Genomic DNA, 22,713 nt, shown 5'->3' on the forward strand with positions numbered 1-22,713 from the left:
GTGAGCGGACTGTCCACGGTCTTCATCCTTCTCGGGCTCTTTCTCCTCGGCGGCGTCTACTCCTTCTGGAAGCAGCAGCTGCCCAAGAGCCTGATCGTGCTGTTGTCCGTCGGCTCGGCGCTGTGCCTGGCCGCCGGTGTGCTCCGGTTGGAGGTATGGAATTGACCGCCTCGGCACCCCGTAAGAAGGTCGTCGTCTTCGACTACGGCTTCGGCAACGTCCGCTCCGCCGAGCGCGCGCTGGCGCACGTCGGCGCCGAGGTGGAGATCACCCGGGACTTCGACCGGGCGATGAACGCCGAGGGGCTGCTGGTCCCCGGCGTCGGCGCGTTCGCCGCCTGCATGGCCGGGCTGAAGGAGGCCCGCGGTGACTGGCTGGTGGGCCGCCGGCTGGCCGGCGGGCGCCCCGTCATGGGCATCTGCGTCGGCATGCAGATCCTCTTCGGCCGCGGCATCGAGCACGGCGTGGAGACCGAGGGCCTGGACGAGTGGCCCGGCACGGTCGGCCCGCTCAAGGCCGACGTCGTCCCGCACATGGGCTGGAACACCGTCGAGGCCGCCGGCGACTCGCAGCTCTTCGCCGGGCTGCCCGCCGACGCCCGCTACTACTTCGTGCACTCCTACGCGGTGCACGACTGGGAGCTGGAGGTCGGCAACCCCCACCTCGCCGCGCCGAAGGTCACCTGGGCCACCCACGGTGAGCGGTTCGTGGCCGCGGTCGAGAACGGCCCGCTGTGGGCCACCCAGTTCCACCCCGAGAAGTCCGGCGACGCCGGCGCCCAGCTCCTGACCAACTGGATCAACACCCTGTGAGCCCCTTGATGCCGAAGCTCGAACTCCTCCCCGCCGTCGACGTCCGCGACGGCCAGGCCGTCCGCCTCGTCCACGGCGAGTCCGGCTCCGAGACCTCCTACGGCGACCCGCTGGAGGCGGCCCTCGCCTGGCAGCGGGCCGGCGCCGAATGGCTGCACCTCGTCGACCTCGACGCGGCCTTCGGCACCGGCGACAACCGGGCGCAGATCGCCCAGGTCGCCCGGTCCATGGACATCAAGGTCGAGCTGTCCGGCGGTATCCGCGACGACGACACGCTCGCCGCCGCGCTCGCCACCGGCTGCCGCCGGGTCAACCTCGGCACCGCCGCGCTGGAGACCCCCGAGTGGGTCGCCAAGGTCATCGCCGAGCACGGTGACAAGATCGCGGTCGGCCTGGACGTGCGCGGGACGACGCTGCGCGGCCGCGGCTGGACCCGCGACGGCGGCGACCTCTACGAGACGCTGGCCCGCCTCGACGCCGAGGGCTGCGCCCGCTACGTCGTCACCGACATCAACAAGGACGGCACCCTCCAGGGCCCCAACCTGGAGCTGCTGCGGAACGTCTGCGCGGCCACCGACCGCCCCGTCGTCGCCTCCGGCGGCGTCTCCTCCCTCGACGACCTGCGGGCGCTCGCCACGCTGGTACCCGAAGGTGTGGAGGGCGCGATCGTCGGCAAGGCGCTCTATGCAAAGGCGTTCACCCTCGAAGAGGCGCTGGCAGCAGTGTCGTAACGGCGAACGAAAGGCCGCGTGATGACCATCGAGCGCGTACGGACCGACAACCCCTGGGAAGACAAGATCGGCTTCGCACGCGCCGTGGCGGCCGGCGACCGGGTCCTGGTCGCCGGCACGATGCCCCTGGTCGACGGCGTGCTCCAGGGTGAGGGCGACCCCTACGTCCAGACCCGGACCGCCCTGACCAACGCGCTGGCCGCGCTCAAGCCCTTCGGCCTGGGCGCCGACGCGGTACTGCGCACCCGCCTGTACCTCACCCACCTCCGCGACGTGGACGCGGCCGGCCGCGCCCACCGGGAGCTGTTCGAGGCCACCCCGCCGGTCGCGACCCTGGTCGTGGTCTCCGGCTTCGTCGACTCCCGCGTCCTGGTCGAAGTAGAACTAGAAGCATTCCGAGAACTGGCAGAAAGGCCCCCACAGACATGACCCTGGCGGTCCGAGTCATCCCTTGCCTGGACGTCGACAACGGCCGGGTCGTCAAGGGCGTCAACTTCCAGAACCTGCGGGACGCGGGCGACCCCGTCGAGATGGCGAAGATCTACGGGGACGAGGGCGCCGACGAGCTGACCTTCCTCGACATCACCGCCTCCTCCGGCAACCGCGAGACCACCTATGACGTGGTCCGCCGCACCGCCGAGCAGGTCTTCATCCCGCTCACCGTCGGCGGCGGCGTGCGCACCCCCGACGACGTCGACAAGCTGCTGCGGGCCGGCGCCGACAAGGTCGGCGTCAACACCGCCGCCATCGCCCGGCCCGACGTGATCCGCGAGATCTCCGAGCGGTTCGGCAGCCAGGTCCTGGTGCTGTCGGTCGACGCCCGGCGTACCGACGCCGGCACCCCCTCGGGCTTCGAGGTCACCACCCACGGCGGCCGCCGCGGCACCGGCATCGACGCCGTCGAATGGGCCCACCGCGCCGCGGCCCTCGGCGCCGGCGAGATCCTGCTGAACTCCATGGACGCCGACGGCACCAAGGACGGCTACGACGTCGAGATGATCGAGGCGGTCCGCAAGCACGTCACCGTCCCGGTGATCGCCTCCGGCGGCGCCGGCCGGCTGGACCACTTCGCCCCGGCCGTCGCGGCCGGCGCCGACGCGGTGCTCGCCGCCTCCGTCTTCCACTTCGGCGACCTGCGCATCAGCCAGGTCAAGGACGCCCTCCGGGACGCGGGACACCCGGTGCGCTGACACGAAGATCACTGACCGCGTAGGCTCGGCGCATGAGCCGTGTCAACGATGTGGGTGGCCAGACCGGGTTCGGGGCGCTGGAGATCGAGGCGGACGAGCCGCCGTTCCACGCCGACTGGGAGGCGCGGGTGTTCGCGCTGAACTCCACGCTGGTACGCAACGGGGTCTACCGGCTCGACGAGTTCCGGGACGCGGTCGAGCGGATGGACCCGCAGCAGTATCTGGCGACGTCGTACTACGAGCGGTGGCTGCTCGCGATCGAGACGCTGCTGGCCGAGCGGGGGCTGCTCGATGCGGGCTGAATTCCGGGCGGGGGAGCGGGTGCGGGTGCGCGCCGGCGATCCCGACGGGCATACCCGGGCGCCGCGGTACGTGCGCGGCCAGGTGGGGCGGATCGTCGAGTGCCAGGGCAGCTGGGAGCTCGCGGACGAGGTGGCCGCAGGGGTGGCCGAGCCCCGGGTGGAGCCCGTCTACACCGTGGCCTTCACCGCGGGCGACCTGTGGGGCGAGGGCGGTCATGAGGTCACGGTCGACCTCTGGGAGTCGTACATCGAGCGGGTGGCGGAGGACGGGGTATGAGCGGCGAGCACACGAGTGCGCCGGTGGCGGCGCGGGTGCGGCGGCTGGAGGAGCGGCTGATCGAGGCCGGGGTGGTCGCCCAGGAGCAGCTGGACGCGTCCCTCGCGGCGATGCTGAAGGGGGCCTCGCCGGTCAACGGGGCGCGGATCGCGGCGCGGGCCTGGACCGACGAGGGGTTCCGGGAGCGGCTGCTGGCCGATGCCAATACGGCGCTGCCCGAGGTGGGGCTGTCGATGGCGGGCGGTATCCAGGAGCAGCGGCTCAAGGTCGTCGAGAACACCGCCACCACGCACCACGTCCTGGTGTGCACGCTGTGCTCCTGCTATCCGGTCGGGCTGCTGGGGCCGTCGCCGTCCTGGTACAAGAGCGAGGCCTACCGCTCGCGGGTGGTACGCGAACCGCGGGCCGTGCTGGCCGAGTTCGGGCTGGTGCTGCCGGACGACACCGCGATCACCGTGTGGGACTCCAGCGCGGAGAGCCGCTACATGGTCCTGCCGCGGCGGCCCGATGACACCGCGGGGTGGAGCGAGCCGGAGCTGGCCGCGCTCGTCACCCGCGAAGGGCTCATCGGGACCGCCGCGGTCTGACTCAGCGCCCCTTGCGCGCCGCGCGGACGAACTCGCGGTTCATCGTGGTGATGCTGAACAGCTCGATGCCCTTGGGGCAGGCGGTGGCGCACTCGCCGGTGAGGGTGCAGCCGCCGAAGCCCTCCTCGTCCATCTGCGCCACCATGTCCAGCACCCGCGACGCCCGTTCGGGAGCGCCCTGCGGCAGCACACCCAGATGGTTGACCTTCGCCGAGGTGAAGAGCATCGCCGCGCCGTTCGGGCAGGCGGCCACGCAGGCGCCGCAGCCGATGCACTCGGCGTGCTCGAAGGCGGCGTCGGCGGCCGGCTTGGGGACGGGGGTGGCATGGGCCTCGGGGGCGGCGCCGGTGGGTGCGGTGATGTAGCCGCCGGCCTGGATGATCCGGTCGAAGGCGGAGCGGTCGACGACCAGGTCCTTGACGACGGGGAAGGCGGCGGCCCGCCAGGGCTCGATGTCGATCGTGTCGCCGTCCTCGAAGGACCGCATGTGCAGCTGGCAGGTGGTGGTCCGCTCCGGGCCGTGCGCCTCGCCGTTGATGACCAGGCTGCAGGCGCCGCAGATGCCCTCGCGGCAGTCGTGGTCGAAGGCGACCGGGTCCTCGCCGGCGAGGATCAGCGACTCGTTGAGCGTGTCGAGCATCTCCAGGAACGACATGTCCTTCGCGATGCCGTCCACCTCGTACGTGGACATCGTGCCGTCGGCGTCGGCGTGCTTCTGGCGCCAGACGCGCAGGGTGAGCCTCATGCGTAGCTCCGCTGGGTGGGGTGGACGTACTCGAAGACCAGGTCTTCCTTGTGGAGGACGGGGGCGCTGCCGGTGGCGGTGAACTCCCAGGCGGCGGCGTAGGAGAACTCCGCGTCCCGGCGCTCGGCCTCGCCGTCCGGGGTCTGCGACTCCGCGCGGAAGTGCCCGCCGCAGGACTCGGCGCGGTGCAGTGCGTCGAGGCACATCAGCTCGGCGAGCTCCAGGTAGTCGACGAGGCGGTGGGCCTTCTCCAGGGACTGGTTGAACTCCTCGCCGGTGCCCGGCACCTTGATGCGCCGCCAGAACTCCTCGCGGAGCCGCGGAATCCGGTCGAGGGCCGTGCGCAGCCCCTCGGCGGTGCGGGCCATCCCGCAGTGCTCCCACAGCAGGGCGCCGAGCTCCCGGTGGAAGGAGTCGGGCGTGCGGTCGCCGTCGACGGCCAGCAGCCGGGCCAGCCGCTCCCGGGTCTCCTCGACGGCCGCCGCGGCCGCCGGGTGGCCGGCGTCCATAGAGTCGGCGAGCGGGGCGCGGGCCAGATAGTCGTTGATCGTCGAGGGGAGGACGAAGTAGCCGTCGGCCAGGCCCTGCATCAGGGCGGAGGCGCCGAGGCGGTTGGCGCCGTGGTCGGAGAAGTTGGCCTCGCCGATCGCGAACAGGCCGGGGACGGTGGTCTGGAGGTCGTAGTCGACCCACAGTCCGCCCATCGTGTAGTGCACGGCGGGGTAGATCCGCATCGGCACCTCGTACGGGTCCTCCGCGGTGATCCGCGCGTACATGTCGAAGAGGTTGCCGTACTTCTCCTCGATCCGGGCCCGGCCCATGCGCGCGAGGGCGTCCGCGAAGTCCAGGTACACGCCCTGGCCGCCGGGCCCCACGCCGCGGCCCTCGTCGCAGACCTGCTTGGCGGCGCGGGAGGCGATGTCGCGGGGGACGAGGTTGCCGAAGGACGGGTAGCTGCGCTCCAGGTAGTAGTCGCGCTCCTCCTCGGGGATCCGGCCGGGCGGGCGGGTGTCGCCCGTGGCCTTCGGCACCCAGATACGGCCGTCGTTGCGCAGCGACTCGCTCATCAGCGTCAGCTTCGACTGGTGGTCGCCGGTGCGCGGGATGCAGGTCGGGTGGATCTGGGTGAAGCAGGGGTTGGCGAAGTACGCCCCGCGGCGGTGCGCCCGCCAGATGGCGGTCGCGTTGGAATTCATGGCGTTGGTCGACAGATGGAAGACGTTGCCGTAGCCGCCGGACGCCAGCACCACGGCATCGGCGAAGTGGGTGGCGATCTCGCCGGTGACCAGGTCCCGGGCGACGATGCCGCGGGCCCGCCCGTCGGCGACGACGAGATCCAGCATCTCGGTGCGCGCGTGCAGTTCCACGTTCCCCGCCGCGATCTGCCGGGACAGCGCCTGATAGGCGCCGAGCAGCAGCTGCTGGCCCGTCTGCCCGCGGGCGTAGAACGTCCGGGAGACCTGGACGCCGCCGAAGGAGCGGGTGTCGAGCAGCCCGCCGTACTCCCGCGCGAACGGCACGCCCTGGGCGACGCACTGGTCGATGATCTCGACGGAGATCTGCGCGAGCCGGTGCACATTCGACTCCCGGGCGCGGAAGTCGCCGCCCTTGACGGTGTCGTAGAACAGCCGGTGGACCGAGTCGCCGTCGTTGCGGTAGTTCTTCGCCGCGTTGATACCGCCCTGCGCGGCGATCGAGTGGGCCCGGCGCGGGGAGTCCTGGTAGCAGAACTGGACGACGTGGTAGCCCTGTTCGGCGAGGGTGGCGCCCGCGGAGCCGCCCGCGAGGCCGGTGCCGACCACGATGACGGTGTGCTTGCGGCGGTTGGCGGGGTTGACCAGCTTCGCCTCGAAGCGGCGGGTGTCCCAGCGCCCGGCGACCGGCCCGGCCGGTGCCTTGGTGTCGGCGACCGGCGCACCGGTCGCGTAGTCCGCGTAAGAAGCCATGGTCAACTCACCACTCCGGTCATGACGGCAAGGGGTACGGCGACGAAGCCCACGGTCAGCACCAGCGCGAGGAGGTTGGCGGTGGTCTTCAGGGCGCGGTCGCGGCGGCGGCTGCCGACGCCGAGGGTCTGTGCGGCGCTCCAGAACCCGTGCCGGATGTGCAGGCCGAGCGCCAGCATCGCCACGAGGTAGATCACGTTGCCGTACCAGGTGGAGAAGGTGTCCACGACGTTCTGGTACGGGTGGCCGGGCCGGAAACCGCCGGGGTGCACGGTGCCGGTCGTCAGGTCGAGCAGATGCCAGACGAGGAACAGCCCGAGGATGATCCCGCCCCAGCGCATGGTGCGGGTGGCATAGCTCGCGCGCGGCTTCTTGTGCACGTAGGCCTCGGGCCGCGCCCTGATGTCGCGGCGGCTGAGCTGGTACGCGGAGACGGCGTGCGCCACGACGGCGGCCACCAGGACGACGCGGACGAGCCAGAGCGTCCACTCCTGGTGCATGAAGGGCGCGCCGATCGTCCGCAGCCAGTGCGCATAGTGGTTGAACTCGCCCGGCCCGAAGAAGATCTTCAGGTTCCCGAGCATGTGGACGACCAGGTAGAGCAGCATGATCAGGCCGCTGACGGCCATCACCGTCTTCTTGCCGACGGTCGAGTGCCACAGCGTATGCGGCAGGGACGGCCGTCGGTCCGTCCGTATGTCCAGTGCCATGGGTCCCGACGGTAAGGACGGCCCCACCCATCAGTCCAAGACATGGTGCGGCTCATCTCCATAGGCGATGCCTATCGAGCGCCTTACCCTTGCTCTCATGCAGCTGCAGCAGCTCCGCTACTTCACCGCCGTGGCCGACACCCGCCACTTCACCCGCGCCGCCGAGCGCGAACACGTCGCCCAGCCCTCCCTCTCCCAGCAAATCCGTTCCCTGGAGCGGGAGTTGGGCGCCGAGCTCTTCCACCGCGCCCGCGGCCACATCTCCCTCACCGATGCCGGTCAGACCCTGCTGCCGCTCGCCCGGCGCATCCTCGCCGACGCCGAGACCGCCCGCCGCGAGGTCCAGGAGGTGGCCCGGCTGCGCCGCGGCCGGCTCCGCCTCGGCGCCCCGCCCAGCCTCTGCGCCAGCCTCGTCCCCGATGTCCTGCGGGCCTTCCACGCCACCTACCCCGGCGTGGAGCTGCTCGTGACCGAGGACGGCTCCCAGGACCTCGTACGGGCGCTGGCCGACGGCGCACTGGACCTGGCCCTGATCATCACCCCGCTCCCGGTCCAGGCCCCCGCCCTGGCCACCTCCGACCTGCTGCGCGAGGAACTCGTCGTGGTCTCCGCCCCCGACCGCCCGGCCCCCGTCGGCCGGCGCACCCGCATCCGCGTGGCGGACTTGAAGGACCGGCCGCTGGCCATGTTCCGCCGCGGCTACGACCTGCGGGAATTCACCACCGCGGCCTGCCGGGCGGCCGGCTTCGAACCGTCCTTCACCGTCGAGGGCGGCGAGATGGACGCGGTCCTCGGCTTCGTGCGGGCCGGACTGGGCATCGCCGTCGTCCCCAGCATGGTCGCCGAACGCTCCGGCCTGCGGATCACTCCCTTTTCCACCCCCGGTATGCACCGCGTGGTCTCGGTCGCCCACCGCGGGGACGTCTCGCCGCCGCGCGCCGCCCGCGAACTGGAGCGCATCCTGCGCGCGCACCTGGCGGCGGACGGGGCCTGACTGGGCGGCGGCCCGGCAGCCGGGTGACCGGGCCCATCACCCCGCGGCCGCCGGGCGCGGCCCCGTGGCAGGGCTCCGGGGCCGGTCGTAGGCTGGCCGCATGTCGACCCATGCGAAGCGTGAACGGCTCCTTCTCGCCGACCTGTTGGAGAGCGCCGGCCCCGAGGCGCCGACGCTGTGTGAGAACTGGAGCGCGCGGGAGCTGGCCGCGCACGTGGTGGTGCGCGAACGGCGCGCCGACGCGGCCGGCGGGCTCCTCGTCAAGCCGCTGGCCGCCCGGCTCCAGCGGGTGCAGGCGGAGTTCGCCGCCAAGCCGTACGAGGAGCTGATCCAGCTGATCAGGACCGGGCCGCCGAGGATGTCGCCGTTCGCACTGAAGCAGCTCGACGAGGCGTCCAACACCGTCGAGTTCTACGTCCACACCGAGGACGTCCGGCGGGCGCAGCCGGACTGGTCCGCGCGCGAGCTCGACCCCGTCTTCGCGGACGCCCTGTGGTCCCGGCTGGAGCGGATGGCCCGGGTACTGGGCCGCAAGTCGCCGGTGGGCCTGGTGCTGCGGCGGCCGGACGGGCGGACGGCGGTCGCCCATCGTGGCACCCCGGTGGTCACGGTCGTCGGCGAGCCGGGCGAGCTGACCATGTTCGCCTTCGGCCGGCAGGAGGCGGCCGACGTGGCACTGGACGGGGACAAGGAGGCGATCGACCGGCTGCTGGCGGCGAAACTGGGGGTCTGACCGCCCCGGACCGCCCCGGTGTCCGCTCCGGCCCGCCGGGGCGCGTCCGCACAGTCCCGTCGCGGGGCCCGCTCCGGCCCGCCGGGTCGGACACGTCCTACTGCCGGAACACCACGACCACGATCGCCACGGCCACCGCCACCGCCGCCGCGCACACCGCCCCCAGCACCCGCGCGGCCACCCGCGCGGCGCGGTCCGGGTCCGGCGGCGGTGGCGGCACGGGCGGCTCCTGAGGATGCATGTCTGCAGGATGCCGCACGGCACAATGGACGCATGACCAGCAGCCGCACCACCGCCCCCGGCCAGGCCCCCGCCGCCGGGTCCGCCCTCGACCCGGCCATCGCCGCCCGCCTCAAGCGCGGCGCCGACGGCCTGGTCCCCGCCATCGCCCAGCAGTACGACACCGGCGAGGTGCTGATGCTCGGCTGGATGGACGACGAGGCGCTGCACCGCACCCTGACCACCGGCCGCTGCACGTACTGGTCCCGCAGCCGCCAGGAGTACTGGGTCAAGGGCGACACCTCCGGCCACGTCCAGCACGTCAAGTCGGTGGCGCTGGACTGCGACGCCGACACCGTGCTGATCAAGGTCGATCAGGTCGGTGCCGCCTGCCACACCGGCGACCGCACCTGCTTCGACGCCGACGTCCTGGCTGCCGAGGCCACCTCCGACCAGTAGGCTCCGCTGCCATGACCACGGGAACCACCGGCACCGCCACTCCGGACCTCGACACCTTCCGTACGCTCGCCAAGGACCGTCGGGTCATCCCCGTCACCCGGCGCCTGCTCGCGGACGGCGACACACCGGTCGGGCTCTACCGCAAACTCGCCGCCGAGCGCCCCGGCACCTTCCTTCTCGAATCCGCCGAGAACGGCCGGACGTGGTCGCGGTACTCCTTCATCGGCGTCCGCAGCGCCGCCACCCTCACCACCCGCGACGGGCAGGCGCACTGGCTCGGCACCCCGCCCGTCGGCGTCCCCACCGGCGGCGACCCGCTCCAGGCGCTGCGCGCCACCGTCGAGGCGCTGCACACCCCCCGCGACCTCATCGAGGGCGCGGGACTGCCGCCGTTCACCGGCGGCATGGTCGGCTACCTCGGCTACGACATCGTGCGCCGCCTGGAGAAGATCGGCGAGCAGACCGCCGACGACCTCCGGCTGCCCGAGCTGACCATGCTGCTCACCTCCGACCTCGCCGTCCTCGACCACTGGAGCGGCACGGTCCTGCTGATCGCCAACGCGATCAACCACAACGACCTCGACACCGGTGTCGACGAGGCCTATGCGGACGCCGTGGCCCGCCTGGACACCATGGCCTACGACCTGGCCCGGCCCGCGCCCGCCAGTGCCGCCGCGATGCCGCCGTCCGCGGTTCCGCCGTTCACCGCCGAGTGGGGCGGCCCGGCCTTCCAGGACGCCGTCGAGGACATCAAGGAGCGCATCCGGGCCGGCGAGGCCTTCCAGGTCGTGCCCTCCCAGCGCTTCGAAACGCCGTGCACGGCGAGCGCGTTGGACGTCTACCGGGTGCTGCGGGCCACCAACCCCAGCCCGTACATGTACCTCTTCCGCTTCGAGGGCGGCGAGGGCGCCGAGGAAGGCGCCTTCGACGTGGTGGGCTCCAGCCCGGAGGCGCTGGTCAAGGTCGAGGGTGGCCGGGCCACGGTGCACCCCATCGCCGGCACCCGCCCGCGCGGCGCCACCGTTCAGGAGGACCAGGCCCTGGCCGATGAGCTGATGGCCGACCCCAAGGAGCGCGCCGAGCATCTGATGCTGGTCGACCTGGGCCGCAACGACCTGGGCCGGGTCTGCGAGCCGGGCAGCGTCGAGGTCGTCGACTTCATGTCCATCGAGCGCTACAGCCATGTGATGCACATCGTCTCCACGGTCACCGGGCAGGTGGCCGAGGGCCACAGCGCCTTCGACGTGCTCACCGCCTGCTTCCCCGCCGGCACCCTCTCCGGGGCGCCCAAGCCGCGCGCCCTGCAGATCATCGAGGAGCTGGAGCCGACCCGGCGCGGGCTGTACGGCGGCTGCGTGGGCTACCTCGACTTCGCCGGCGACTCCGACACCGCCATCGCGATCCGTACGGCCCTGCTCCGGGAAGGCACCGCCTACGTCCAGGCGGGCGCCGGCGTGGTCGCCGACTCCGACCCGGTGGCCGAGGACACCGAGTGCCGCAACAAGGCGGCCGCCGTGCTGCGCGCCGTGAACACCGCCAACCACCTGGGAAAGTGACCGGCCGCACGCCCCGCAGCCACCCCGCGCACCGGACCCCGTCGGCCGGTGCGCGATAGTGGTGCGCGTGAGTGCCGTACCCCAGACCCCTGCCGACGCCCCGCCCGCGGGCGAGCCGGCCACCCGCGCACGCAGCGCCACCCGCAGCCTCGCCCTCGCCCTGCTGGCCGGCGCGGCCGGCGCGGGCCTGGCGCTGCTGGCCTCCGGCCGCATCTGGGCCAAGGGCTCCGCGGAGCTCGCCCAGGGCGCGCTGCCGCGCAGCGTGACCGGCGCCGATGTGACCGGGGTGCCCGGCGCGCTGGCCGTCGTCGGCCTGGCCGCGCTGGTCGCCGTCTTCGCCGTGCGCCGGGTCGGCCGGATCGCGGTCGCCGCCCTGCTCACGCTCAGCGGCGCGGGCATCGCCGTCGCCGCCGTGCTGGGCAACTCCGACACCTCCGCGCTGCGCGAGAAGGCCGCCACCGCGGTCGGCCTGACCGACGCCGGTGTGCATCACGTCACGCACACCGGCTGGCCGTGGGTGGCCGCGGCCGGCGGCGGGCTGCTGCTGCTCGCCGGACTGCTGGCGCTGGTCTACGGACGCCACTGGCCTGCGATGTCGGGCCGGTACGAGCGCACGCCCGGCGGCGCCCGCGGCCCGCGCAGGGCTCCGGCCCCGCCGGATCTGGACCGTCCGGAGGAGATCTGGAAGTCCCTGGACCGCGGTGAGGACCCCACCCGGTAAAGGTGCGCCGCCCGGCATCGGTGACAATGGGCGACGAGGATCACCGCGCCCCGACCCCGGCGCGACAGAGCAACGAGGAGCATTCATGTCGAGCAGTGGCCACGGACACACCCCCGCCGCCTGGACGGGCGTCATCATCTCGTTCATCGGCTTCTGCGTCTCCGGAGCCTTCATCGTGCTGGGGAACGTGCCCGGCTTCTGGGCCGGCATCGTGCTGATCGGCCTCGGTGCCGTGGCCGGCGGTCTGATGCGTGCGGCCGGCATGGGCCAGGAGCCCCGCCGCGCCAAGCCCGCTGCCCCGGCGCAGGCCCAGCCGCAGGAGGGCTGAGCTCCCGCTCCCGTGGCGCCCGCCCGGCGCCACCCCCGCAGTTCCCTTCGAAGGCGCCGCTTCCCGGCCCGTACGCACCCGAGGTGCCGTACCCGCCGTCCGTGCCCGCTCCGTACGGCGGCCGAGAAGCTGCGCCTTCGCGCATGCCGCCGCACAATCGGCACGTGAGCGATCCCGTGGCGCACCTCGCGCCCCCGGCCCCCCGCCGGCGCGCGCTGCCCCGCCGTCTCGCGGCACCCCTGGGCGCCCTGACCGCCGCCCTCGCGGCCTTCGCCTATGTCGGCGCCGTCGATCCCCACCGGCCCGGCCACTATCCGGTGTGCCCGCTGCTGCATCTGACCGGCCTGTACTGCCCGGCCTGCGGCGGACTGCGCAGCGCCCATGACGTCGCCCACGGAGACCTCCCCGCGGCGCTGGGCGCCAACGCCCTCGCGGTGGCCGGGTACGCCGCCTGTGCGGTCTTCTGGGCGGTCTGGCTCGGCCGCGCGGTGCGGGGCCGCCCGATGGCGGGACCCCGGCCGCGGCCCGTCCACTGGTGGGCGCTGGCCGGGCTGCTGCTGGTCTTCACCGTCGTCCGCAACCTCCCCGCCGGCCGCGCGCTGGCTCCGTGATCCGCGGCCGGGCGAGCCGGTGCACCCCTCCGCGTCACCGGTGAATGTCCAGGTCGTGGGACCGCGGTCCACCGGATGCGAGACCTGCATCCCATGGCGGATACCATCGAAGGACCGGGTGGGACGGCTCGTCCCCACGGATCACTGTCCACCTCCCCCGCTCAAGAAGGAGGCCGCTCGCGTGAGTGTGCTCGACGAGATCATCGACGGGGTCCGCGCCGACCTCGCGGAGCGGCAGGCCCGCGTCACTCTCGACGAGCTCAAGGAGCGGGCCCGCAAGGCACGCCCCGCGAAGGACGGCGTCGCGGCCCTCAAGGGCGAGAGCGTGACGGTGATCTGCGAGGTCAAGCGCTCCAGCCCCTCCAAGGGCGCGCTCGCCGCGATCGCCGACCCGGCCGGCCTGGCCGCCGACTACGAGGCGGGCGGCGCGGCGGTCATCTCCGTCCTCACCGAGCAGCGCAAGTTCGGCGGTTCGCTGGCCGACCTGGAGGCCGTCCGCGCCAAGGTCGACATCCCCGTCCTGCGCAAGGACTTCATCGTCACCGCCTACCAGCTGTGGGAGGCCCGGGCCTACGGCGCCGACCTCGCGCTGCTGATCGTCTCCGCGCTGGAGCAGGAGGCGCTGGTCTCGCTGATCGAGCGGGCCGAGTCGATCGGGCTCACGCCGCTGGTCGAGGTGCACGACGAGGAAGAGGTCGCCCGCGCGGTGGACGCCGGCGCCAAGATCATCGGCGTCAACGCCCGCAACCTCAAGACCCTGGAGGTCGACCGCGGCAACTTCGCCCGGGTCGCCCCCGAGATCCCCGACCACATCGTCAAGATCGCCGAGTCCGGTGTCCGCGGACCGCACGACCTGATCGCCTACGCCAACGACGGCGCGGACGCGGTGCTGGTCGGCGAGTCGCTGGTCACCGGCAAGGACCCCAGGACCTCGGTCGCCGACCTGGTCGCCGCGGGCTCCCACCCGGCGATCCGGCACGGCCGGTCCTGAGCGCCCGCCCCCAGGACAGGACACCCACCCCGACATGACCGCCGCCCCCCGCCGCCCCGAGGCCAAGTGCTCTGCGCTGCCCTCGTGGCACCGCGGCTGCCGCGCCCCCGCGCGGCGGGTCCACGGGCGCCGGGTCAGGTACCACATCGGATCCGAGCCGGGACAGATCAACGGCAGGCGATGGCGACGGGGGCCCGCGCGCTGACGCGCCGGCCCCGTGTCGGCGCCGCGATGCCCCAAGGCATCGCGTCCGTACCTCCGCGGTACCGGCCCCGCCGGCTCCGCGGCGGCAGCGACCCCTACAGCGCGCCGCCTTCCGCCATGCTCACCTCCCGATGAACCGGACCTCCGGGGCGCGTGCCCCGGTCTAGGAGTGCGTCAGATGTCCTCCGAATTCTTCCTTCCCGACCCCGAGGGCCAAGTCCCCAGCGCCGAGGGCTACTTCGGTGCCTTCGGCGGCAAATTCATCCCCGAGGCGCTGGTCGCCGCGGTCGACGAGGTCGCCGCCGAGTACGAGAAGGCCAAGGCGGACCCCGCGTTCGCGGCCGAACTCGACGATCTGCTGGTCAACTACACCGGCCGCCCCAGCGCGCTCACCGAGGTGCCGCGGTTCGCCGAACAGGCCGGCGGGGCCCGCGTGTTCCTCAAGCGCGAGGACCTCAACCACACCGGCTCGCACAAGATCAACAACGTGCTGGGCCAGGCGCTGCTCACCCGGCGGATGGGCAAGACCCGGGTCATCGCCGAGACCGGCGCCGGCCAGCACGGCGTCGCCACCGCCACCGCCTGCGCCCTCTTCGGCCTCGACTGCACCATCTACATGGGCGAGATCGACACCCAGCGCCAGGCCCTCAACGTCGCCCGGATGCGGATGCTCGGCGCCGAGGTCATCGCCGTGAAGTCCGGCAGCCGCACCCTCAAGGACGCCATCAACGAGGCCTTCCGCGACTGGGTCGCCAACGTCGACCACACCCACTACCTCTTCGGGACCGTCGCCGGTCCGCACCCGTTCCCCGCGATGGTGCGCGACTTCCACCGCGTCATCGGCGTCGAGGCCCGCCGGCAGATCCTCCAGCGCGCCGGCCGCCTGCCCGACGCGGCCGTGGCCTGCGTCGGCGGCGGCTCCAACGCCATCGGCCTCTTCCACGCCTTCCTGCCGGACGCCGGGGTCCGGCTCATCGGCTGCGAACCCGCCGGCCACGGCATCGAGACCGGTGAGCACGCCGCCACGCTGACCGCCGGCGAACCGGGCATCCTGCACGGCTCCCGCAGCTACGTCCTCCAGGACGAGGAGGGCCAGATCACCGAGCCGTACTCCATCTCGGCCGGTCTGGACTACCCCGGCATCGGGCCCGAGCACGCCTACCTCAAGGACAGCGGCCGCGGCGAGTACCGCGCCGTCACCGACGACGCGGCGATGCAGGCGCTGCGCCTGCTCTCGCAGACCGAGGGCATCATCCCGGCCATCGAGAGCGCCCACGCCCTCGCCGGGGCGCTGGAGGTCGGCCGGGAGCTCGGCCCGGACGGGCTGATCGTGGTCAACCTGTCCGGCCGGGGCGACAAGGACATGGACACCGCCGCCCGCTACTTCGGCCTGTACGACACCGACGCCGCCGTCGAGGCGGACACCGACACCGCCGGCGCGGAGATCGAAGGGGACGCCAAGTGAGCGGAAACATCCAGCTGTTGAGCGATACCCTCGCCGCCGCCCGGGCCGAGGGCCGCTCCGCGCTCATCGCCTACCTGCCCGCCGGATTCCCGACCGTCGACGGCAGCATCGAGGCCGCCAAGGCCGTCTTCGACGGCGGTGCGGACGTCGTGGAGATCGGGCTCCCGCACAGCGACCCGGTCCTCGACGGGCCCGTGATCCAGACCGCCGACGACATCGCGCTGCGCGGCGGCGTGAAGATCGCGGACGTGCTGCGGACGGTGCGCGAGGCACACCGGGCCACCGGCAAGCCCGTCCTGGTCATGACGTACTGGAACCCCATCGACCGCTACGGCATCGAGCGCTTCACCGCCGAGCTCGCCGAGGCGGGCGGCGCCGGCTGCATCCTGCCCGACCTGCCGGTCCAGGAGTCCGCGACCTGGCGCGAGCACGCCGGCAAGCACGGTCTGGCGACCGTCTTCGTCGTCGCCCCCAGCAGCAAGGACGCCCGGCTCGCCGAGATCACGGCGGCGGGTTCCGGCTTCGTCTACGCCGCCTCGCTGATGGGCGTCACCGGCACCCGCGCGTCGGTGGGCGCCCAGGCGCAGGACCTCGTCCGGCGCACCAAGGCGACGACCGCCCTGCCGGTCTGCGTCGGCCTCGGCGTCTCCAACGCCGAGCAGGCCGCCGAAGTGGCCCAGTTCGCGGACGGCGTGATCGTCGGTTCGGCGTTCGTCAAGCGGCTGCTGGCCTCGGACGGGGACCTGGCGGCCGGCCTCGCCGGGATCCGCGCCCTGGCGGGCGAGCTGGCCGAGGGCGTGCGCAAGCGCTCCTAGGGGCGGGGCGCGCCGGACGGACGTCCACGCCCGGCGCGCTGTCCCTCGATAGGGCGAACATCGGTGCGGAGGGGTGCAGGGTCACCCCTCCGCTTCGTTGTCCAGGGGCGTGAGCCAGAAGAACCATGAGGGTAAGAGAACCGCCCGCGAGCGACTCCAGGAACAGCGGGAAAAGGAGAAGACGCGCGCCCGGCGCCGCCGGCAGGGCATCGTCGCCGGATCGGTGGTGGTGGTGCTGGCGATCGCCGGCGGCATCGCCGTCTGGGCGTCGTCGGCCGGCGACAACGGCAGCAAGAGCGACAACCAGGTCGCCGTCCCGAAGCAGGCGAGCGGCGGCAAACGGCCCGCCGTCCCGGTGGGCGCGGCCGGCGCCCCCTCCACACTCACGGTGTGGGAGGACTTCCGCTGCCCCGCCTGCCAGCAGTTCGAGACCGGCTTCCGCCCGGTCGTCCATGAGCTGGTCGACTCCGGTCAGCTCAAGAACGAGTACCACCTCGTCACGATCATCGACGGCAACTCCGGCGGCAAGGGATCCCTCAACGCCGCCAACGCCGCCCTGTGCGCGCAGGACGCGGGCAGGTTCCGCGACTACCACGACGTCCTCTACGCGAACCAGCCGCCCGAGACGCAGGACAAGTTCGCCGACAAGAAGTACCTCCTCCAACTGGCCGGCAAGGTCAAGGGGTTGGTGACCCCCGCCTTCACCGCCTGCGTCGACGACGGCAGGTACGACCGCTTCGCGCAGAAGTCCAACGACGCCTTCGCCACCTCCGGATACCGCGGCACCCCGACCGTCCTGCTCAACGGCAAGGACCTCGCGCAGGAGAAGGGCGGCCGGTTCACCCCGGCGGACCTCAAGAAGATGGTGCAGGAGGCCAACAAGGGCAAGCAGCCCGGGAAGGGCCTCCCGCCGCACCCGAGCACCTCGCCCCACCCGGGCAAGCAGGCGGGCCACCACAGCGCCGCACCGCACCACCGGCACACCGGCATCCCGGGCGTCCCGTCCCAGGAGCGGCAGACCCACGGCCGGAGCACCGCGCCCCGGGAGCCGCAGAGCGGAGCGGGCCTCGCGCCGTCGTCCTAGTCGTCCTGGTCGTCCTGGTCGTCCGAGTCGGAGGGCCCTGCGGGGTCCTCGGCTCACCGAGGCCGGCGGCCCGGACACCCAGCGTCATCGTCCGGGACGGCGGGTCGTTACGCAGCCGTAGCCGGGTGGAAGTTGTCGTCGACCCCGCCCGGCGCGGTAGCGTCGTCCCTGCCATGGACCTCGCATTCATTCCCAGCCCGTCGACCGGAGTCGTCTACCTCGGCCCGGTCCCGCTGCGCGGCTACGCATTCTGCATCATCATCGGCGTCTTCGTCGGTGTCTGGCTCGGCAACAAGCGCTGGGTGCAGCGCGGCGGCCGCTCCGGAACCGTCGCGGACATCGCCGTGTGGGCCGTGCCCTTCGGGCTGGTCGGCGGCCGCCTCTACCACGTCATCACGACGTACGAGCCGTACTTCGGCCCGAACGGCCACCCGATCGACGCCTTCAAGGTGTGGCAGGGCGGCCTGGGGATCTGGGGTGCGGTCGCGCTCGGCGCGGTGGGCGCCTGGATCGGCTGCCGCCGGCGCGGCATCCCGCTCCCCGCGTACGCCGACGCGCTGGCGCCCGGTCTGGCCATCGGGCAGGCGATCGGCCGCTGGGGCAACTGGTTCAACCAGGAGCTGTACGGCAAGCCGACCGATGTCCCGTGGGCGCTGAAGATCAGCTCCGACCCGGCCATCGGACGGATCGGCGGCACCTACCACCCGACCTTCCTCTACGAGTGCCTGTGGTGTCTCGGCGTCGCCGCGCTGGTCATCTGGGCCGACAAGCGCTTCCGGCTCGGCCACGGGCGGGCCTTCGCGCTGTATGTCGCCGCCTACTGCGCGGGCCGCGCCTGGATCGAGTACATGCGCGTCGACGAGGCGCACCACATCCTGGGCCTGCGGCTGAACGTCTGGACCGCCCTGATCGTCGGCGTCCTGGCCATCGCCTACCTGGTGATCTCGGCCAAGAAGGCGCCCGGCCGGGAAGCGGTCGTCGAGCCGGGGGCACAGGTCGCCGAGGGTGAAGACGGCGACGGCGACGAGGGCGCCCGGGACGACGCCGACGGCGGCAAGGTGTCGGTCGAGAAGCCGTCCCCGAAGGCGGCGTCCGACGACGGCGAGACGGACTCCGGAGAGGACAAGGCCGTCACCGGGTCCGCGACGGACGCGGCCGGCGACGCGAAGGGCGAGGACCCGGCGGAGGAGTCCGCCGAGGACGCCGCCAAGCCCGCCGGCAGCGGCAGCACCAAGAAGTCCTGAGGCGACGCACGACAGCACAGCGCCGGGCGGTCCCGAGACGATCGGGCCCGCCCGGCGCTGTGCTGTCCGGCCCCGGTCAGCTCCGGCGCGTGGCCGAGCCCAGCTCCCGCCCGGCCCCCGCCGGCCTCACACTGCGCCCGCTGCGCGCAGCCCCTCGATCTCGGGGCCGGTCAGCCCGAGGGAGGCCAGTACCTCGTCGGTGTCCGCGCCGTGCGGGCGGCCCGCCCACCGGATGGCGCCCGGCGTCTCGGAGAGCCGGAAGAGGACGTTCTGCATCCGGACCGTGCCCAGCTCGTCGTCCGGGACCTCGGTGATCGAGCCCAGCGCCTGGTACTGCGGATCCGTCATCACCTCGCGGATGTCGTAGATCGGCGCGACGGCCGCCTCGGCCTTCTCGAAGGCGGCCATCACCTCGGCCCGGTCGTGCCGGGCGATCCAGTCGGCGACCGGCGCATCCAGCTCATCGGCGTGCTCCGCACGTCCCGCCCCGGTCGCGAACCAGGGCTCCCCGATCACCTCGGGCCGCCCGACCAGCCGCATCACCCGCTCGGCGACCGACTCGGCCGACGTGGAGACCGCCACCCAGGAGCCGTCGGCGGTGCGGTAGGTGTTGCGCGGCGCGACATTGGCCGAGCGGTTGCCGGTCCGCGGCTGGACATGGCCGAGCTGGTCGTACCAGAGCGGCTGCGGGCCGAGGACGGTCAGCATCGGTTCGATGAGCGCCATGTCGATGACCTGGCCGCGGCCGGAGGCCGTCCGGGCGTGCAGTGCGGCCATCACGGCGTAGGAGGTGCCGAGCGCCGCGATCGCGTCCGCGAGACCGAATGGTGGCAGGGTCGGCGGACCGTCCGGTTCGCCGGTCATCGCCGCGAAGCCGCTCATCGCCTCCGCGAGCGTGCCGAACCCGGGCCGGCGGGCGTACGGGCCGAACTGGCCGAAGCCGGTGACCCGGGCCAGCACCAGCCGCGGGTTGACGGCGGACAGCTCGTCCCAGCCCAGGCCCCAGCGCTCCAGCGTTCCGGGCCGGAAGTTCTCGATCACGGCATCCGCCCCGGCGGCGAGCCGCAGCAGCACGTCCCGGCCGCCCGGGTGGGACAGATCCAGCGTCATGGCCTTCTTGTTGCGGCCCAGCAGCTTCCACCACAGCCCGATGCCGTCCTTGGCAGGGCCGTGGCCGCGCGAGGGATCGGGCCGGTGCGGATGCTCGACCTTGATCACCTCGGCGCCGAAGTCGCCCAGCAGGGTGGCGGCGAGCGGACCGGCGAACAGCGTGGCGAGATCGAGCACCCGCAGCCCGGTGAGCGGGCCGGAGGCGGGAGGCTGCGGGGAGGCCGCGGCGGGCTCGGCCACCCCGGAGGGGGAGGGGTCGGTCATGGTGCGGAGGCCTCCGGTCGGTCGGGGGTCGGAGCGATGCCGGCGGTCACCGCCCGCCCGCCTCCGTCATCGCGGGGATGGCCGAGATCGCGGTGAAGGCCTGCTCGTGGGTGCGGGCGCGGGACCGGTCGCGGGTGAAGATCTCCCGGGCGACGGTGGCCAGCGTGGCCCCGGGCGCCTGCAGATCGAGGCGGCTGGCGCGGGCGACCTCCTCGCTCCACTCGGCCGGCACCGCCGACGCCCCGCGCAGCGCGCCGACCAGCGCACCGCTCATCGTGGCGATCGAGTCGGAGTCGCGCCCGTAGTTGACCGCGCCGAGCACCGTGCTGCGGAAGTCGCCGCCGCCGACCAGCAGCATGCCCAGGGCGATCGGGAGCTCCTCGACGGCGTGCAGCCGGGAGGGGCGGCGGGCGCCGAGCGAGGGGTTTCGGTAGTCCGGGCCCACCGTGTCGAAGGGGGCGACGGCCGCGCGCAGCGGCGCCGGCGCCGACGCGGGGTCGGTCAGCGACGACGCGGCCTCGCAGACCGCCTCGATCGCGGCGCGGGTGCCGTCCTTGGCCAGCCGCAGCGCCTGCACGAGGACGGAGGACGGGGTGGCGTCCGGGATGAACGCGGCGGCCACGGCCGCGGCGAACACCCCCGCCGCCTCCCGCCCGTACGAGGACTGATGGGCACCGGCGATGTCCAGCGCCTCGGCGTACGCCCGGTCCGGGTTGCCGGCGTTGACCACGCCGACCGGTGCCATGTACATCGCCGCACCGCAGTTGACGATGTTCCCGACGCCCGCCTCCCGCGGATCCGCATGCCCGTAGTGCAGCCGCGCCACGATCCACTTTTCGGCGAGGAAGATCCGTTGCAGCGGCAGCGCCTCGGCCTCCAGCTCCGGGATCCAGCGCGGGGTGCCGATCAGATCCGGCACCAGATGATCGGCGATGTCGTAGGCGTCGAGGTGATCGCGCACCGTCTCGTAGACCCTGACCAGCGCATGCGTCATCAGGGTGTCGTCGGTGACGTGCCCGTCGCCCTTGTGGTACGGCGCGATCGGCCGGGCGGTGCGCCAGTCGTCGTGGAACGGTCCGACGATGCCCTCGACCCGGCCGCCGTGCCGCTTTGCGATCTCCTCCGGCGACCAGCCCTCCACGGGCCCGCCGAGCGCGTCCCCGACCGCCGCCCCGACCAGCGCACCGGTGGCCCGGTCCTCCAGCGAGGGCGGCACGGGGGCGGCGGCCGGCGGGCTCACCGGCGCCGGCTGCACGGCCGGCATGACCGCCCTGGCCCCGGCGGCCCGCCGGCCGGGGGCGTCCGGCGCGGTCGGGGTCTGCTCGCTTGCGTAGGTCATGTGCGGGGGAGTCCTTCCACGGTGCGGGAGCGGGGCAAGCGGGCGCCGACGACGGCGTCCGCACGTGCCGCCGGGACCGCCGCCCCGGTGGCTTCGAGGGCGGTCGGCCCCGTACGGGCGAGCGGCCGGGCCGGTCCGGCTCGACGAGGCCCGGGCCGGCCGGGGCGGCGTACGGCCGGACAGCACCCGGCAGGCCTCGGACCGCTGCGCTTCATCCGTGCCACGCCTCGGCCCGGCTCTCCTCTCCCGGGCCCCACGGTCACCCGGTCGACTCCCCCGGACGGCGGCGCGGGGAGGGGTCCGCGGGTCCGCCGACGGGCGTGTGACCCGGATCTCACCGCCGACCTCGGGGAAAAACCGCAGGTCAGAGCGGTAAGTTCGGCCTTCCTTGCTAGCGGCGGAGGGTAATGGGCGCATAAATTCGAGGCGTTGAAGGGGGAAGTGCCGCCATCGGCCCACACCTCGCTCCAGGGAGTAGGTACCGATATGTCCGTCATGGAGATCATGGATGCCGCGGCGCCGACGCATGTGGCGCACCGCGACAACCACACCCACCGCGATGTGAACGGCGGCTGGCTGCGCCCCGCCGTCTTCGGCGCGATGGACGGGCTGGTCTCGAACCTCGCCCTGATGACGGGTGTCGCCGGCGGCGCGCTGTCGCAGCAGACGATCATCATCACCGGCCTTGCGGGCCTCGCGGCCGGCGCCTTCTCGATGGCCGCGGGGGAGTACACCTCGGTCGCCTCGCAGCGGGAGCTGGTCCAGGCCGAGCTGGCGGTCGAGCGGGCCGAGCTGCGTAAGCACCCGAAGGACGAGCTGGACGAACTGGCGGCTCTCTACGTGTCGCGCGGCGTCGAGCCGGCGCTCGCCCGGCAGGTCGCCGAACAGCTCTCCTCGGACCCCGAGCAGGCCCTGGAGATCCATGCCCGCGAGGAGCTGGGTATCGACCCGTCGGACCTTCCTTCGCCCGCTGTCGCCGCCATTTCCTCCTTCGGATCCTTTGCGCTGGGCGCGCTGCTGCCTGTTCTTCCTTACCTGTTGGGCGCTTCCGCCATCTGGCCCGCGGTGCTGCTCGCCCTGGTCGGACTCTTCGCCTGCGGGGCGGTCGTGGCCCGGGTGACGGCGCGTTCCTGGTGGTTCAGCGGACTGCGCCAGCTGGCCCTCGGCGGCGCCGCGGCGGGTGTGACGTACGCCCTGGGCGCACTGTTCGGGACCGTCGTAGGGTGACGTGTCATGCGAGTGACTGCATAATTACCGCATTACCCAGCGGTTTCGA

The 22,713-nt window shown here is 73.0% G+C and carries 28 protein-coding genes; 22 read left to right on the forward strand and 6 right to left on the reverse strand.

Translation table 11 applies throughout. The annotated features are described in order from the left end of the window. The 8 genes from CPH93_RS36280 to CPH93_RS26045 are packed head-to-tail and all read left to right on the forward strand — an operon-like array spanning position 1 to position 3,899. A complete protein-coding gene (locus CPH93_RS36280; RefSeq protein ID WP_006606188.1) occupies positions 1 to 165 on the forward strand; it encodes a hypothetical protein in 165 nt (54 codons plus the stop codon). Next, a complete protein-coding gene (gene hisH / locus CPH93_RS26015) occupies positions 156 to 812 on the forward strand; it encodes an imidazole glycerol phosphate synthase subunit HisH (protein ID WP_093482703.1) in 657 nt (218 codons plus the stop codon). The genes CPH93_RS36280 and hisH overlap by 10 nt, the downstream gene beginning before the upstream one ends. 8 nt (positions 813 to 820) lie before the next feature. Further along, positions 821 to 1,543: a bifunctional 1-(5-phosphoribosyl)-5-((5-phosphoribosylamino)methylideneamino)imidazole-4-carboxamide isomerase/phosphoribosylanthranilate isomerase PriA gene (gene priA, locus CPH93_RS26020; RefSeq protein WP_093482702.1), complete on the forward strand. Its 723-nt coding sequence runs from the start codon at positions 821 to 823 to the stop codon at positions 1,541 to 1,543. A 21-nt stretch (positions 1,544 to 1,564) separates the two neighbouring features. After that, positions 1,565 to 1,972 carry a Rid family hydrolase gene (locus tag CPH93_RS26025; protein ID WP_093482701.1) on the forward strand — a complete coding sequence of 136 codons (408 nt, stop codon included), beginning with the start codon at positions 1,565 to 1,567 and terminating at the stop codon, positions 1,970 to 1,972. Beyond that, complete coding sequence (hisF, locus tag CPH93_RS26030; protein ID WP_093482700.1) at positions 1,969 to 2,733, forward strand: imidazole glycerol phosphate synthase subunit HisF; 765 nt, start codon at positions 1,969 to 1,971, stop codon at positions 2,731 to 2,733. The genes CPH93_RS26025 and hisF overlap by 4 nt, the downstream gene beginning before the upstream one ends. Positions 2,734 to 2,765: 32 nt before the next feature. Next, positions 2,766 to 3,035 (forward strand): SH3-like domain-containing protein, encoded by a 270-nt coding sequence (locus CPH93_RS37445; RefSeq protein WP_093482699.1) that lies wholly within the window; start codon positions 2,766 to 2,768, stop codon positions 3,033 to 3,035. Beyond that, a complete protein-coding gene (locus tag CPH93_RS37450) occupies positions 3,025 to 3,312 on the forward strand; it encodes an SH3-like domain-containing protein (protein ID WP_096214230.1) in 288 nt (95 codons plus the stop codon). Before CPH93_RS37445 ends, CPH93_RS37450 begins: the two co-directional genes overlap by 11 nt. Further along, the gene (locus CPH93_RS26045) at positions 3,309 to 3,899 is read left to right on the forward strand and encodes a nitrile hydratase subunit alpha (RefSeq protein WP_093482697.1); all 591 of its coding nucleotides are present in this window, start codon (positions 3,309 to 3,311) and stop codon (positions 3,897 to 3,899) included. The genes CPH93_RS37450 and CPH93_RS26045 overlap by 4 nt, the downstream gene beginning before the upstream one ends. Position 3,900: 1 nt before the next feature. Here the strand turns inward: CPH93_RS26045 and CPH93_RS26050 are convergent, their stop codons facing one another. Genes CPH93_RS26050 through CPH93_RS26060 form a run of 3 tightly spaced genes read right to left on the reverse strand, consistent with a single transcriptional unit; the run spans position 3,901 to position 7,300 of the window. Continuing rightward, positions 3,901 to 4,644, reverse strand: a complete 744-nt coding sequence (locus tag CPH93_RS26050; RefSeq protein WP_093482696.1) for a succinate dehydrogenase/fumarate reductase iron-sulfur subunit — start codon at positions 4,642 to 4,644, stop codon at positions 3,901 to 3,903. Next, positions 4,641 to 6,590: a fumarate reductase/succinate dehydrogenase flavoprotein subunit gene (locus CPH93_RS26055; protein ID WP_096214231.1), complete on the reverse strand. Its 1,950-nt coding sequence runs from the start codon at positions 6,588 to 6,590 to the stop codon at positions 4,641 to 4,643. The genes CPH93_RS26050 and CPH93_RS26055 overlap by 4 nt, the downstream gene beginning before the upstream one ends. Before the next feature lie 2 nt (positions 6,591 to 6,592). Beyond that, the gene (locus tag CPH93_RS26060) at positions 6,593 to 7,300 is read right to left on the reverse strand and encodes a succinate dehydrogenase (protein WP_096214232.1); all 708 of its coding nucleotides are present in this window, start codon (positions 7,298 to 7,300) and stop codon (positions 6,593 to 6,595) included. 97 nt (positions 7,301 to 7,397) lie between these two features. Here CPH93_RS26060 and CPH93_RS26065 point away from each other — a divergent pair, with 97 nt between their 5' ends. Together CPH93_RS26065 and CPH93_RS26070 are read left to right on the forward strand one after the other, a co-directional pair. Next, the gene (locus CPH93_RS26065; protein ID WP_093482693.1) at positions 7,398 to 8,294 is read left to right on the forward strand and encodes a LysR family transcriptional regulator; all 897 of its coding nucleotides are present in this window, start codon (positions 7,398 to 7,400) and stop codon (positions 8,292 to 8,294) included. 100 nt (positions 8,295 to 8,394) lie between these two features. Continuing rightward, positions 8,395 to 9,027: a TIGR03085 family metal-binding protein gene (locus tag CPH93_RS26070; protein WP_093482692.1), complete on the forward strand. Its 633-nt coding sequence runs from the start codon at positions 8,395 to 8,397 to the stop codon at positions 9,025 to 9,027. 97 nt (positions 9,028 to 9,124) lie between these two features. Here the strand turns inward: CPH93_RS26070 and CPH93_RS35905 are convergent, their stop codons facing one another. After that, the gene (locus CPH93_RS35905) at positions 9,125 to 9,268 is read right to left on the reverse strand and encodes a hypothetical protein (protein WP_159032211.1); all 144 of its coding nucleotides are present in this window, start codon (positions 9,266 to 9,268) and stop codon (positions 9,125 to 9,127) included. Between the two features lie 32 nt (positions 9,269 to 9,300). On the opposite strand from CPH93_RS35905, the gene hisI reads away from it, so the two are divergent. The 11 genes from hisI (at position 9,301) to lgt (ending at position 18,724) form a co-directional block, all read left to right on the forward strand. Further along, positions 9,301 to 9,705: a phosphoribosyl-AMP cyclohydrolase gene (gene hisI, locus CPH93_RS26075; RefSeq protein WP_006606201.1), complete on the forward strand. Its 405-nt coding sequence runs from the start codon at positions 9,301 to 9,303 to the stop codon at positions 9,703 to 9,705. 11 nt (positions 9,706 to 9,716) lie between these two features. Further along, positions 9,717 to 11,261, forward strand: a complete 1,545-nt coding sequence (locus CPH93_RS26080; RefSeq protein ID WP_093482691.1) for an anthranilate synthase component I — start codon at positions 9,717 to 9,719, stop codon at positions 11,259 to 11,261. A gap of 67 nt (positions 11,262 to 11,328) precedes the next feature. Then, positions 11,329 to 11,982: a TIGR02234 family membrane protein gene (locus CPH93_RS26085; RefSeq protein ID WP_096214233.1), complete on the forward strand. Its 654-nt coding sequence runs from the start codon at positions 11,329 to 11,331 to the stop codon at positions 11,980 to 11,982. A gap of 85 nt (positions 11,983 to 12,067) precedes the next feature. Further along, the gene (locus CPH93_RS26090; protein ID WP_006606204.1) at positions 12,068 to 12,310 is read left to right on the forward strand and encodes an HGxxPAAW family protein; all 243 of its coding nucleotides are present in this window, start codon (positions 12,068 to 12,070) and stop codon (positions 12,308 to 12,310) included. Positions 12,311 to 12,453: 143 nt separating this feature from the next. After that, positions 12,454 to 12,921, forward strand: coding sequence for a DUF2752 domain-containing protein (locus tag CPH93_RS26095; RefSeq protein WP_096214234.1), 468 nt, complete (start codon positions 12,454 to 12,456; stop codon positions 12,919 to 12,921). 181 nt (positions 12,922 to 13,102) lie between these two features. After that, complete coding sequence (trpC, locus tag CPH93_RS26100; protein ID WP_093482689.1) at positions 13,103 to 13,912, forward strand: indole-3-glycerol phosphate synthase TrpC; 810 nt, start codon at positions 13,103 to 13,105, stop codon at positions 13,910 to 13,912. Positions 13,913 to 13,946: 34 nt separating this feature from the next. Next, a complete protein-coding gene (gene trpM, locus CPH93_RS37635; protein ID WP_368449594.1) occupies positions 13,947 to 14,117 on the forward strand; it encodes a tryptophan biosynthesis modulator TrpM in 171 nt (56 codons plus the stop codon). Between the two features lie 177 nt (positions 14,118 to 14,294). Next, the gene (gene trpB / locus CPH93_RS26105) at positions 14,295 to 15,581 is read left to right on the forward strand and encodes a tryptophan synthase subunit beta (protein WP_006606207.1); all 1,287 of its coding nucleotides are present in this window, start codon (positions 14,295 to 14,297) and stop codon (positions 15,579 to 15,581) included. Further along, positions 15,578 to 16,396 carry a tryptophan synthase subunit alpha gene (trpA, locus tag CPH93_RS26110; protein WP_096214235.1) on the forward strand — a complete coding sequence of 273 codons (819 nt, stop codon included), beginning with the start codon at positions 15,578 to 15,580 and terminating at the stop codon, positions 16,394 to 16,396. The genes trpB and trpA overlap by 4 nt, the downstream gene beginning before the upstream one ends. Positions 16,397 to 16,505: 109 nt before the next feature. Next, complete coding sequence (locus tag CPH93_RS26115) at positions 16,506 to 17,480, forward strand: DsbA family protein (RefSeq protein ID WP_096214236.1); 975 nt, start codon at positions 16,506 to 16,508, stop codon at positions 17,478 to 17,480. 173 nt (positions 17,481 to 17,653) lie between these two features. Beyond that, positions 17,654 to 18,724, forward strand: coding sequence for a prolipoprotein diacylglyceryl transferase (gene lgt, locus CPH93_RS26120; RefSeq protein ID WP_096214237.1), 1,071 nt, complete (start codon positions 17,654 to 17,656; stop codon positions 18,722 to 18,724). Positions 18,725 to 18,850: 126 nt separating this feature from the next. Here the strand turns inward: lgt and CPH93_RS26125 are convergent, their stop codons facing one another. Continuing rightward, positions 18,851 to 20,098 carry a CaiB/BaiF CoA transferase family protein gene (locus CPH93_RS26125; RefSeq protein WP_096214238.1) on the reverse strand — a complete coding sequence of 416 codons (1,248 nt, stop codon included), beginning with the start codon at positions 20,096 to 20,098 and terminating at the stop codon, positions 18,851 to 18,853. A 46-nt stretch (positions 20,099 to 20,144) separates the two neighbouring features. Further along, positions 20,145 to 21,437 (reverse strand): ADP-ribosylglycohydrolase family protein, encoded by a 1,293-nt coding sequence (locus CPH93_RS26130; RefSeq protein WP_096214239.1) that lies wholly within the window; start codon positions 21,435 to 21,437, stop codon positions 20,145 to 20,147. Between the two features lie 495 nt (positions 21,438 to 21,932). Between CPH93_RS26130 and CPH93_RS26135 the strand changes: the two genes are divergently transcribed. Beyond that, on the forward strand, positions 21,933 to 22,664 hold the full coding sequence (locus CPH93_RS26135) for a VIT1/CCC1 transporter family protein (RefSeq protein ID WP_093488579.1): 732 nt from the start codon (positions 21,933 to 21,935) through the stop codon (positions 22,662 to 22,664). Positions 22,665 to 22,713: the final 49 nt, after the last annotated feature.

It is taken from the genome of Streptomyces sp. 2323.1 (genome assembly GCF_900221035.1).
GTDB lineage: Bacteria > Actinomycetota > Actinomycetes > Streptomycetales > Streptomycetaceae > Streptomyces > Streptomyces sioyaensis.

What these genes read in the sequence shown, in the direction of transcription:
- hisH (WP_093482703.1), top strand. Translation starts at nt 156, where the DNA reads ATGGAATTGACCGCCTCGGCACCCCGTAAGAAGGTCGTCGTCTTCGAC.
- priA (WP_093482702.1), top strand. Translation starts at nt 821, where the DNA reads ATGCCGAAGCTCGAACTCCTCCCCGCCGTCGACGTCCGCGACGGCCAG.
- CPH93_RS26025 (WP_093482701.1), top strand. Translation starts at nt 1,565, where the DNA reads ATGACCATCGAGCGCGTACGGACCGACAACCCCTGGGAAGACAAGATC.
- hisF (WP_093482700.1), top strand. Translation starts at nt 1,969, where the DNA reads ATGACCCTGGCGGTCCGAGTCATCCCTTGCCTGGACGTCGACAACGGC.
- CPH93_RS37445 (WP_093482699.1), top strand. Translation starts at nt 2,766, where the DNA reads ATGAGCCGTGTCAACGATGTGGGTGGCCAGACCGGGTTCGGGGCGCTG.
- CPH93_RS37450 (WP_096214230.1), top strand. Translation starts at nt 3,025, where the DNA reads ATGCGGGCTGAATTCCGGGCGGGGGAGCGGGTGCGGGTGCGCGCCGGC.
- CPH93_RS26045 (WP_093482697.1), top strand. Translation starts at nt 3,309, where the DNA reads ATGAGCGGCGAGCACACGAGTGCGCCGGTGGCGGCGCGGGTGCGGCGG.
- CPH93_RS26050 (WP_093482696.1), bottom strand. Translation starts at nt 4,644, where the DNA reads ATGAGGCTCACCCTGCGCGTCTGGCGCCAGAAGCACGCCGACGCCGAC.
- CPH93_RS26055 (WP_096214231.1), bottom strand. Translation starts at nt 6,590, where the DNA reads ATGGCTTCTTACGCGGACTACGCGACCGGTGCGCCGGTCGCCGACACC.
- CPH93_RS26060 (WP_096214232.1), bottom strand. Translation starts at nt 7,300, where the DNA reads ATGGCACTGGACATACGGACGGACCGACGGCCGTCCCTGCCGCATACG.
- CPH93_RS26065 (WP_093482693.1), top strand. Translation starts at nt 7,398, where the DNA reads ATGCAGCTGCAGCAGCTCCGCTACTTCACCGCCGTGGCCGACACCCGC.
- CPH93_RS26070 (WP_093482692.1), top strand. Translation starts at nt 8,395, where the DNA reads ATGTCGACCCATGCGAAGCGTGAACGGCTCCTTCTCGCCGACCTGTTG.
- CPH93_RS35905 (WP_159032211.1), bottom strand. Translation starts at nt 9,268, where the DNA reads ATGCATCCTCAGGAGCCGCCCGTGCCGCCACCGCCGCCGGACCCGGAC.
- hisI (WP_006606201.1), top strand. Translation starts at nt 9,301, where the DNA reads ATGACCAGCAGCCGCACCACCGCCCCCGGCCAGGCCCCCGCCGCCGGG.
- CPH93_RS26080 (WP_093482691.1), top strand. Translation starts at nt 9,717, where the DNA reads ATGACCACGGGAACCACCGGCACCGCCACTCCGGACCTCGACACCTTC.
- CPH93_RS26090 (WP_006606204.1), top strand. Translation starts at nt 12,068, where the DNA reads ATGTCGAGCAGTGGCCACGGACACACCCCCGCCGCCTGGACGGGCGTC.
- CPH93_RS26095 (WP_096214234.1), top strand. Translation starts at nt 12,454, where the DNA reads ATGCCGCCGCACAATCGGCACGTGAGCGATCCCGTGGCGCACCTCGCG.
- trpM (WP_368449594.1), top strand. Translation starts at nt 13,947, where the DNA reads ATGACCGCCGCCCCCCGCCGCCCCGAGGCCAAGTGCTCTGCGCTGCCC.
- trpB (WP_006606207.1), top strand. Translation starts at nt 14,295, where the DNA reads ATGTCCTCCGAATTCTTCCTTCCCGACCCCGAGGGCCAAGTCCCCAGC.
- lgt (WP_096214237.1), top strand. Translation starts at nt 17,654, where the DNA reads ATGGACCTCGCATTCATTCCCAGCCCGTCGACCGGAGTCGTCTACCTC.
- CPH93_RS26125 (WP_096214238.1), bottom strand. Translation starts at nt 20,098, where the DNA reads ATGACCGACCCCTCCCCCTCCGGGGTGGCCGAGCCCGCCGCGGCCTCC.
- CPH93_RS26130 (WP_096214239.1), bottom strand. Translation starts at nt 21,437, where the DNA reads ATGACCTACGCAAGCGAGCAGACCCCGACCGCGCCGGACGCCCCCGGC.
- CPH93_RS26135 (WP_093488579.1), top strand. Translation starts at nt 21,933, where the DNA reads ATGGAGATCATGGATGCCGCGGCGCCGACGCATGTGGCGCACCGCGAC.